The sequence below is a fragment of the Streptomyces sp. NPDC059477 genome (assembly GCF_042749375.1).
Classification (GTDB): domain Bacteria; phylum Actinomycetota; class Actinomycetes; order Streptomycetales; family Streptomycetaceae; genus Streptomyces.
In genome coordinates, this window is the sequence record NZ_JBHYUG010000001.1 from 39988 (window position 1) to 49696 (window position 9709).

The window sequence follows — 9709 nt, forward strand, 5'->3', positions numbered from 1 at the left end:
CCCCCGATGAGGGTGTCCGCGGCGCCGGCCTTGCCCAAGGGGCCGGACGAAGGCGGTGAATCGGTGGAACCGTTCCAATCCTTCGAACCCTTCGACTGGCTTGAACCCTTCGAACGGCTCGAACCCCCTGGACCACCCGAACCGGCGGAACCGCTCGTCACGGCTGGAGGAACCCGGCGTCGGTGAGCACCTTCTGACCCTCCGCCGACCGCACCAGCTCGATGAACGCCTCGGCGGTGCCCGCGTTGGGGGCGTCCTTGAGCAGGGTGATCGGGTAGTTGTTGATGGCGTCGGCGGACTCGGGGAACTCCACGCCCTCCACGGTGTCACCCGCGGCCTGCACATCGGTCTTGTACACGACCGCCGCGTCGGCCTCCTTCAGCACCACCTTGTTCAGCGCCGACTTCACGTCCTCCTCGTAGGAGACGGGCGTGAGCTTGAGCCCGCTGGCGTCGAGCGCGGTCTGCGCGGCGGCGCCGCACGGCACCGTCTCGTCGCACAGCACGACCTTCAGATCCGGGTTGGTGAGATCCTCCAGCGAGGTGATCTTGTCGGGGTTGCCCGGCAGGGTCGCGATCTCCAGCTCGTTGCGGGCGAACGTGGCGGGCGTGCCCTCCGCGTCCCCGGCGTCTGTGACGATCTCCATCGTCCGGGGGCTGGCCGAGGCGAACACATCCGCCGGGGCGCCCCCGGTGATGCTCGCCGCGAGGGCGTCGCTGCCGCCGAAGCTGAAGGTCACCGTCGTACCGGGGTGGGCGTCCTCGAACTGCTTGCCCAGTGTCTCGAAGCTCCCCTGGAGCGAGGCCGCGGCGAACACGGTGATCTCGCCGGAGACCTCCGGGGAGGCGGAACCGGAGGGCGAGGCGGAGGAGTCCGACGCCGACGAGGAACTGTCGGAGCCGCCGCAGCCGCTCAGGGCCAGCATGGCGGCGGCACCTGCCCCGGCCACCTGGAACGTCCACCGGGTCCGGCGCGCGGAACGAGTCATCACGGGTCCACTCCCTCTGGTCCGACTCCGCACGGCCGTGCGGAACCGCGGAACTACGGTCTTTCGACGACCACGTTGGTCGACTTGATCACGGCAACCGCCGGTACGCCCGGCTCCAGCGACAGTTCCTCCGCCGACTCGCGGCTGACCATCGCCACCACCCGGAACGGCCCGGCCTGGATCTCCACCTGCGCCGACACATCCCCGAGGAGCACCTCGGTGACGATGCCGGACAGCCGGTTGCGGGCCGAGGAGCCGGTCGACTCCCGCTCGGCCCGCCGGGACTCGCGGGCGTAGGCCGCGAGAGCCGGCCCCGGGATGATCCGATGGCCCAGCTCATCGCGCTCGGCGATGAGTTTCCCGCCGTCGACCAGACGCCTCACGGTGTCGACACTGACGCCCAGCAGGGCGGCGGCGGTCCCGATCCGGTAGGTGTGCATGCGCCGATGATACTGCCGCACTTGCGAGGGTAAAGTCTTCTGTCACATCGCATGAGCCTGATCACGTCTCTATATGCCTCGCATGTGCGTTTGTACGGGAGGTGTGTGCGGGTACCGTCAAGCGGGAGGTGGTAGCCCGTGAGTCAGTCCCTCACAGCCACCGGTACGGCCACCCGCGCGCCGGCGGAACTCACGCTCACCGGCGATCTGGCCCGCCCGGCCCGGCTGACCGTCCCCGATCTGCTCGGCTGGCCCCAGCACCGGGCCGAGGTCGCCTTCGAGTGCGCCACCAACGGCATCCAGCACCACCGCTTCACCGGCCCCCTGCTGCACGACGTCCTCACCGACGCCCGCCCCTCCTTCGACCCCGGGCGCCGCAAGGACCGGCTGCGCTTCCTGATCGCCGTGCGCGGCACCGACGGCCACCACGCCCTGCTCACCTGGGCGGAGATCGACCCCGACTTCGGCCGTGCCCCCGTCCTGCTCGGCGTCACCCTCGACGGCCGACCGCTCGACGGGGTCGGCCCCCAACTGGTGCTGCCCCAGGACCGCTGCGGCGCCCGCCACATCAGCGGCATCGGCACCATCCACGTCGACGGCGGCTACCCCGCGAGGACCGGCGACCGGTGACCCGTTGGCCGAACACCACCCGCACCCCGCCCGCCAGGCGGCAGGCTGGACCCCCACCCGCCACGAGGACGCCGGGCACCACTTCCTGAGCCCGGCCGTCCCCAGGGCGTGACCCGACGCGACCCGAGGAGCCGCCCGCCGTGCTGCGTCAGCTGGAGTACCTCGTCGCGCTCGCCCGGGAACGGCACTTCGCCCGCGCGGCAGCCGCCTGCTATGTCTCCCAGCCCTCCCTCTCCGCCGCGATCCGCCGGCTGGAACACGAACTGGGCGTGCCCCTCGTCCTTCGCGGGAAGCGGCGCTACGAGGGACTGACCCCGGAGGGCGAGGTGGTCCTGGCGTGGGCGCACCGCATGCTGGCCGAACAGGACGCCCTGCGCCAGGAACTGTCGGCGCTGCGCGGCGGACTGGCCGGCACCCTGCGCCTGGGCGTCGTACCCACCGCCCTGCCCGTCGCCTCCCTCCTCACCACCCCGTTCTGCGACCGGCATCCGCGCGCCGGGGTCACCCTGGAGTCGCTGTCGTCGGCGGAGATCCGGCACGGCCTCGCGGAGTTCGAGCTGGACGCGGCGATGACCTACCTGGACGACGAGACGTTGCACCGGGTCCGCCGCTTCCCCCTCTACGAGGAGCGGTACGTGCTCCTGACTCCTGTCGACGGGCCGCTCGGCGACCTGGACACCGCCCGCTGGTCGCAGGCCGCGGTGCTGCCGCTGTGCCTGCTCGCGCCCCGGATGCGCAACCGGCGGATCGTGGACGAGTGCTTCGCCGCCGACGGGGCCGTGGCCACGCCCGCGATCGAGTCGGACAGTGTGGCCGGGCTCTACGCCCATCTCCCCGGCGGGCGCTGGTCGAGCGTCATATCGCACGCCTGGCTGCATATGTTCGGGGTGCCCGAGGGCATGCGGGTGATCCCGCTGGAGGGCCCCGCGCACGGGCCCCGGGTCGGTCTGGTCGTCGCCCGCAGCGAGCCCCAGTCGGTGCTGGCGCAGGCGCTGCTGACGGTGGCCCGGGAGGCGGGCGTGCGGGACGCGCTCGACGCGCGGCTGCGCACGTATCTGCGCACCGGCACCCTCGCGTAGCACATGGGTCAGCTGATGGGCCGGTTGATAGCCGCGGGCTATGTCCGTATAGCAAGGATCGCTTTGACCAGGGCGAACGACTCCGAGGATGGTGGAACACACCTTCCACCAACGCCAGTTGAGGAGCCGCGACCATGGCAAAGGTGCTCGCTGTCCTGTACGACGACCCCACCGACGGCTACCCGCAGACATACGCCCGTGACGACCTACCGGTCATCGACCACTACCCGGGCGGCCAGACCACCCCCACCCCCGAGGCGATCGACTTCACGCCCGGCCAGCTGCTCGGCAGCGTCTCCGGGGAACTCGGGCTGCGCGGCTACCTGGAGAAGGCCGGTCACACCCTCGTCGTCACCTCGGACAAGGACGGCGCCGGGTCGGCCTTCGACCGTGAGCTGGCCGACGCGGACATCGTGATCTCGCAGCCGTTCTGGCCCGCGTACCTCACCCCCGAGCGGATCGCCGCCGCCAAGAACCTGAAGCTGGCGGTCACCGCGGGCATCGGCTCCGACCACGTCGACCTGGACGCCGCGATCGAGCACGGCGTGACGGTCGCGGAGGTGACGTACTGCAACAGCATCAGCGTCGCCGAGCACGTGGTGATGATGACCCTCTCCCTGGTGCGCAACTATCTGCCGTCCCACCAGGTGGTCCTCGACGGCGGCTGGAACATCGCCGACTGCGTGGCCCGTTCGTACGATCTCGAAGGCATGCAGGTCGGTACGGTCGCCGCCGGGCGGATCGGCCTCGCGGTGCTGCGCCGGCTGGCCCCCTTCGACGTCGGGCTGCACTACACCGACCGGCACCGGCTGCCGGAGGCCGTCGAGCGGGAGCTGGGGCTCACCTTCCACGAGAGCGCCGCCGCCATGGCCCCGCACGTCGATGTCGTCACCATCAACGCGCCGCTGCACCCGGAGACGGAGGGCCTCTTCGGCGACGAGCTGCTCGGCCGGCTGAAGCGCGGCGCGTATCTGATCAACACCGCGCGCGGGCTGATCGTGGACCGGGACGCCGTGGACCGGGCACTGCGCAGCGGACAGCTCGCCGGGTACGCCGGTGATGTCTGGTACCCGCAGCCGGCGCCGCCCGACCACCCCTGGCGGACCATGCCGCACCACGGCATGACCCCGCACATCTCCGGCTCCTCCCTCTCCGCCCAGGCCCGTTACGCGGCCGGCACCCGCGAGATCCTGGAGTCCTTCTTCGCGGGCCGCCCGATCCGCGACGAGTACCTGATCGTGGACGGGGGAGCGCTGGCGGGCACGGGGGCGCACTCGTACTCGGTGACGAAGTAGGTCCGGGGGCCCGGGGGGGGGCGGGGAGGGGCGTGCTCAAACCCGGTCGATGTGCACGTTCGTCGACTTGACCCGGGCGGTGGCCTCCATCCCCACCTCCAGCCCCAGGTCCTCCACGGCCTCCCGGGTGAGCAGTGAGACGAGCCGGTGCGGGCCGGCCTGGATCTCCACCTGGGCGGCCACATCGCCGAGCTTGATCGCGGTGACGATCCCGGGGAAGGCGTTGCGGACAGAGGTGGCGGATGCGGGCTCGTCGTCACCCTGTCCGCCCTTGGCCAGTTCCACGGAGAACGCGGCGAGGGCCGTACCGTCGATGAGCCGCCGCCCGCCCTCGTCCCGATGGGTCGCCACCCGCCCGGCATCCGCCCACCGCCGAGCGGTATCCGGACTGACCCCAAGCAGCCGCGCGGCCTGCCCAATCGTGTAAGCGTCCATACCCGCCAAGATAGGCCAGACGGCCGGGGGCGGCCGGAACGGCCATGGCCCGCATCCGCCCTAGCTGCGGGCAGGCACCCCGCAAGCGCGGGTGAGCGAAACCCCCCGACCAGCACCGAAACCCCGTACCGGCCCACCCCCCCCACCTTCTCACCCCCGCCCCAGCGCCACCCGCGTCACCCGCGCCCAGTCCGCCGCCGAAGCCCCGGCCCGAAGCGCGCGCCCCGCCCGCGAACGCGGACTCCCGGGACGGCGCCGCGGCACCCGCACCCGAAGGGCGCCCGGCGCACTACGGCACACCACCGGCGCCGCGAGCACCACATGCTCCCCGTCGATGCCGGCCGGCACGGCGACGGCGTCCGCCTCGATGACGATCTCCACGGCGGTGAGCCGCACAACCCCCCGCGCCCGTGGCTCGTACACCAGCCGAGCCGCCTCCGCCGCGCTGTCCACCCGTACGCACACCACCCCCAGCCGCCCGGTGTCCAGCCGCGCCCGGCGCCCCGGATGGGCGGCGTCCACGGCCCGCCCGTAGGGGTTGTTACTGACAAGCAGCGCCTGAAGCCCGTGCAGCTCTTGAAGCCCGCCGGGCCCGCCAGACCAGTCAGGTCCGTCAGGCCCGTCAGCCCCGTGACGCCCGCTGCGCTCCGGCGGCTCCGGCGGCATCGGCGCCTCCGGCGCCACCCCCTCCCCCCTCCCCCCATCACCCACCCGCACCCCCAACCGCGCCGCCCCCGGCGCCGTGAGCAGCGCGGGCAGGCTGCGCAGGACCGTGCGCGACTTGGCGTCCCGGTAGGCCGGATCGGCGACCACGTCGGCATAGGCGCCGAAGGAGGCGTTGTTGACGAAGACCCGGTCGGCCGCGTACCCGAGGTCGACCCGGAGTTCCACCGCGTCGGTCAGCGCCAGCAGCGCGGCGCCCGGGTCGTCACGGTCGAGGCCGAGATCGAGGGCGAAGTGATTGCGCGTACCGGCGGGCACGACGACGAACGGCAGATCGTGATCGGCGGCGACCCCCGCCACCAGCGCCTGCGTACCGTCACCGCCCGCCACCGCCAGCAGATCGGCGCCCTCGGCGACGGCCCGCCGGGCCAGCTCGGTGACATCCTGGCCGCCGGTCAGCAGGGCCACCCGGCAGCCGGCCGCCTCCGCCCGCTCCACCAGCCCGAACCGCGCCGCCTTGCCACCCCCCGAGCGCGGATTGATCAGGATCCAGGGCGCACGGGCCGGCGCCGTGACCGGCCGCCCCGCGTCCCGCCGGACCCGGGGCAGCGCCGCCCGCGCCGCGGTGACCGCCAGCGCGAGCAGGACCAGCGCCAGCAGTGCGGGCCCGAGCATGCCGACCGTGGCGTACAGGACGAGGACGGCGAGCGGCGCGAGGACCGCCAGCGCGGCGCCGAGGACGCGCAGCACACCGGTGTGGGCGAGCGTCCACCACGCCCCGACGGCGGCGAGGGCCAGCCCGGCGACGCCGATCAGCACCCACAGCAGGCTGCGCAGCCCGGCGGCGACCAGCGGTACGGCGATACCGGCCGCCAGCGCGAGCAGGGCGAGGCGGGCGAGGCCGGGACTGCCTGCGGGTGCCGCCCGCTCAGCCACCGGACCCGGAGCCGGAGCCGGACCCGGAGCCCGACCCGGACACCGTGGGACCGTGGCCCCCTCCCGTCCCCTGCCCGGACAGCACCAACTCCTTCGCCCGCCGGAACTCGTCGTCCGTGATGTCACCGCGGGCGCGGATCTCGGACAGCCTGGACAGCTCGTCCACGCTGCTGGTGCCGCTGCCACCGGCCGCCGTCTTCTTGATGTAGTCGTCGAACTGCTGCTGCTGGGCCCGCGCCTGATCGATCTCCCGGCGGCCCATGTTCCGGCCGCGGGCGATGATGTAGACGAGCACGCCCAGGAAGGGCAGCACGATGCAGAAGAACAGCCAGCCGGCCTTCCCCCAGCCGCTCAGGGTGTCGTCGCGGAAGATGTCCATGACGACCCGGAAGAGCAGGATGAACCACATGATCCACAGGAAGAACAGGAGCATCGTCCAGAAGGCGCTCAGCAGCGGATAGTCGTAGGCCAGATAGTCAGATGCGCTCATGTCTCTCCTCGCCTCATCTCCGGCACCCCTCCCTCTTCTCCGGTTCCCCGGCTCCCTCCCTCCTGCCACCTCCCAGTTCTCGGTTCTCGTGACCCACCCACCATCGTTCCGGCCCGGCACCGGACGGGTCACCCCTCACGGGTGATCCCCATCCCGCGCCGGGGGCGTCAGATGGGCCGGGAACACCGAATGGCACCGGGGTGGCACAGGGAGGCTGGTCATGACCGCGGCGAGCGACTTCACCGCCGACCTCTCACCGGAGGAGCGGGCGGCATACGGCAGGCAGGCGCGCGGACGGATGTCCCGGACCGCGCACAGCGTGTTCGAGCCACGTCCGGACCGGCCGGACCCGATCGAAGTAATCGAACGCCAGTCCGCAGCCCGGGTGCCGGAACTCGTTCCGGTCCGCTACGGCCGCATGCTGGAGTCGCCGTTCCGCTTCTACCGGGGCGCGGCGGCCATCATGGCGGCGGACCTGGGCCCCATGACGGACACCGGGCTCGGGGTGCAGCTCTGCGGCGACGCCCACCCGCTGAACTTCCGCCTCCTCGCCTCCCCCGAACGCCACCTGGTCTTCGACATCAACGACTTCGACGAGACCCTCCCGGGCCCCTTCGAGTGGGACGTCAAACGGCTGGCGGCCGGTCTGGTGACGGCGGGCCGGGCGAACGGCTTCTCCCTCAAGGAGCAGAACACGCTGGTGAGGGAGTGTGTGGCGGAGTACCGGACCCGGATGCGCGAGTTCGCCGGGATGCGCACCCTCGACATCTGGTACGCGCAGGACGACACCGACGGGCTGCGCGAACTGATCGGCGGCAAGCCCGACCCGGAGCTGGCCCGCCGTACCGCGCAAGCCGAGCGACGGGCCCGTACCCGTACCCACATGAAGGCCTTCGACAAGCTGACCACGGTCACCGCCGAGGGCCGCCGCATCGCCGCCGACCCGCCGCTGATCACCCCGCTGGACCAGTTGCGGGACGACCCGTCCGAGGAAGGGCGGGAGAAGGAACTGCGGTCCCTGGTGGAGAACTACGCGCGCACCCTGGCCGCCGAGCGCCGGCACCTGCTGCGCCACTACCGCCTGGTGGACATGGCCCGCAAGGTGGTCGGCGTCGGCAGCGTCGGCACCCGCTGCTGGGTCCTGCTGCTGCGCGGCCGGGACGACGACGATTCGCTGCTCCTCCAGGCCAAGGAGGCCGGCGAATCGGTGCTGGCCGCCCACACGGGCGGCGACCCCTACGACAACCAGGGCCGCCGGGTGGTCACCGGACAGCGCCTGATCCAGACGAGCAGCGACATCTTCCTGGGCTGGACCCATGAGACCGGCCTGGACGGGCAGCCACGGGATTTCTACGTCCGTCAGCTCTGGGACTGGAAGGGCATCGCCCGCCCCGAGACCATGGACCCACGCCTGCTCACCCTCTTCGGCCGGCTGTGCGGGGCGTCCCTGGCCCGCGCCCACGCCCGCTCGGGCGACCCGATCGCCATCGCCGCGTACCTGGGCGGCGGCGACAGCTTCGACCGCGCGCTGACCGCGTTCGCCCAGGCGTACGCCGACCAGAACGAGCGCGATTTCAAGGCGCTGGGGGCGGCGGTGCAGGCGGGCCGGATCCACGCGGAACGCATGTGAGCCAGTGGGGCTGACGGGCCTGCCGGTCGGACGCGCTTACCGCTCGGGCAGTTGCCGCATCTCCACGACAAGCAGCCCGAGCGACTGGAACCGGGACAGCAGCCCGTACAGATGCGCCTCGTCCACGACAGGCCCGAACAGCACGGTCTGCCCGGAGATCATCACGTGTCCGAACTCCGGGAACGCCTGGGTCAGCGTGTCCGACATGAGCCCCTCGACACGGATCTCGTAGCGCATGCCCACGATGGTCGCCCCCGCACCCGGCCCACGGCCTCACCCGATACAGGTGAACGGCCTGGCCGCGCCCCCGGGCGTCAGAACAATCAGAGCGGCCGGAGCAACCGGAGCGGCTAGAGCAGCCCCAGCTCGCGGGCCCGGCGCACGGCGTCATTGCGCCGGTTGACGGCCAGCTTGCGGTAGACGCCCTTGAGGTGGGTCTTGACGGTGTTCACGGAGACGCACAGGTCGGCGGCGATGTCCTGCGTCGACATCATCGCGGCCAGCCCGCGCAGCACCTCGCGCTCGCGCGCGCTCAGCTCCCCGACGAGGGGCGCCGTCCCGGCAACGGCCACGGGTGGACCGTACGGGAGCCAGCTCGCCGCCAGTTCGGCGAGCGGTGGCGTGGTGAGCAGGGGCCCGATCCAGTCCCGGGCGTCCAGGAAGGGCCGCCGCAGCCGTTCCCGCCGCCCGTCCAGCAGCGCCTGCCCGACCAGCCGGCGGGCCCCGGGGGTGTCCCCGGCGGCCAGCGCGAGCCGGGCCCGGACCAGCGAGGCCCGTACGGTCACGGCGGGCCCGGCGTGCCGATCGCCCCGCACCCGCCGGACCAGCCCGGCGGCGTCCTCGGCCCGCCCGGCGGCCAGCAGCACCCGGGCGGCCTCCACCGCCCCCAGCGCCGACCCGTACTCGCCCGGGTCGCCACCGACCAGCTCACCGACCGCCTCAGCGACCACCTCACCGGCCTCCTCGCCCCGCCCTCCCGCCAGCCGCGCGCAGGCAAGGATCAGCGCCCGCTGCTCCTCGACCCAGGGGGAGGGGAGAACGGCGGAGATCTCGGGGTGGGCCGCCCCGCAGGGGGGCGGCCGGGGGCCCCCGGGGGGCCGGAGCCCCCCCCCCCCCCGCCCCC

General features: G+C 72.8%; 11 protein-coding genes. 4 read left to right on the forward strand and 7 right to left on the reverse strand.

Features of this window, described 5'->3' with window-relative positions:
* Nucleotides 1–157: 157 nt before the first annotated feature.
* Together modA and ACFXAZ_RS00200 are read right to left on the reverse strand one after the other, a co-directional pair.
* The gene (modA, locus tag ACFXAZ_RS00195) at nt 158–988 is read right to left on the reverse strand and encodes a molybdate ABC transporter substrate-binding protein (protein ID WP_384582613.1); all 831 of its coding nucleotides are present in this window, start codon (nt 986–988) and stop codon (nt 158–160) included.
* Nucleotides 989–1041: 53 nt separating this feature from the next.
* Nucleotides 1042–1428 (reverse strand): molybdopterin-binding protein, encoded by a 387-nt coding sequence (locus ACFXAZ_RS00200; RefSeq protein WP_382680221.1) that lies wholly within the window; start codon nt 1426–1428, stop codon nt 1042–1044.
* Between the two features lie 138 nt (nt 1429–1566).
* On the opposite strand from ACFXAZ_RS00200, the gene ACFXAZ_RS00205 reads away from it, so the two are divergent.
* The 3 genes from ACFXAZ_RS00205 to ACFXAZ_RS00215 all read left to right on the forward strand — a co-directional run bounded on the left by ACFXAZ_RS00205 (nt 1567) and on the right by ACFXAZ_RS00215 (nt 4432).
* A complete protein-coding gene (locus ACFXAZ_RS00205) occupies nt 1567–2058 on the forward strand; it encodes a molybdopterin-dependent oxidoreductase (RefSeq protein WP_384582616.1) in 492 nt (163 codons plus the stop codon).
* A 140-nt stretch (nt 2059–2198) separates the two neighbouring features.
* Nucleotides 2199–3137 (forward strand): LysR family transcriptional regulator, encoded by a 939-nt coding sequence (locus ACFXAZ_RS00210; protein ID WP_384582619.1) that lies wholly within the window; start codon nt 2199–2201, stop codon nt 3135–3137.
* A 134-nt stretch (nt 3138–3271) separates the two neighbouring features.
* A complete protein-coding gene (locus ACFXAZ_RS00215) occupies nt 3272–4432 on the forward strand; it encodes an NAD-dependent formate dehydrogenase (RefSeq protein WP_384582622.1) in 1161 nt (386 codons plus the stop codon).
* A gap of 36 nt (nt 4433–4468) precedes the next feature.
* Here the strand turns inward: ACFXAZ_RS00215 and ACFXAZ_RS00220 are convergent, their stop codons facing one another.
* The 3 genes from ACFXAZ_RS00220 to ACFXAZ_RS00230 form a co-directional block, all read right to left on the reverse strand.
* Nucleotides 4469–4867, reverse strand: coding sequence for a molybdopterin-binding protein (locus tag ACFXAZ_RS00220; protein WP_384582625.1), 399 nt, complete (start codon nt 4865–4867; stop codon nt 4469–4471).
* 150 nt (nt 4868–5017) lie between these two features.
* Entirely contained in the window at nt 5018–6466 is a 1449-nt protein-coding gene (locus ACFXAZ_RS00225) for a diacylglycerol/lipid kinase family protein (RefSeq protein ID WP_384582627.1), read from the reverse strand.
* Complete coding sequence (locus tag ACFXAZ_RS00230; protein ID WP_384582630.1) at nt 6459–6956, reverse strand: SHOCT domain-containing protein; 498 nt, start codon at nt 6954–6956, stop codon at nt 6459–6461. Before ACFXAZ_RS00230 ends, ACFXAZ_RS00225 begins: the two co-directional genes overlap by 8 nt.
* 220 nt (nt 6957–7176) lie before the next feature.
* Between ACFXAZ_RS00230 and ACFXAZ_RS00235 the strand changes: the two genes are divergently transcribed.
* Complete coding sequence (locus ACFXAZ_RS00235) at nt 7177–8586, forward strand: DUF2252 domain-containing protein (protein WP_384582633.1); 1410 nt, start codon at nt 7177–7179, stop codon at nt 8584–8586.
* A gap of 36 nt (nt 8587–8622) precedes the next feature.
* On the opposite strand, the gene ACFXAZ_RS00240 is transcribed toward ACFXAZ_RS00235, so the two are convergent.
* A complete protein-coding gene (locus tag ACFXAZ_RS00240; protein WP_384582636.1) occupies nt 8623–8823 on the reverse strand; it encodes a hypothetical protein in 201 nt (66 codons plus the stop codon).
* 113 nt (nt 8824–8936) lie between these two features.
* A partial coding sequence (locus tag ACFXAZ_RS00245; protein WP_384582639.1) for a response regulator transcription factor occupies nt 8937–9709 on the reverse strand: 773 nt, incomplete at its 5' end.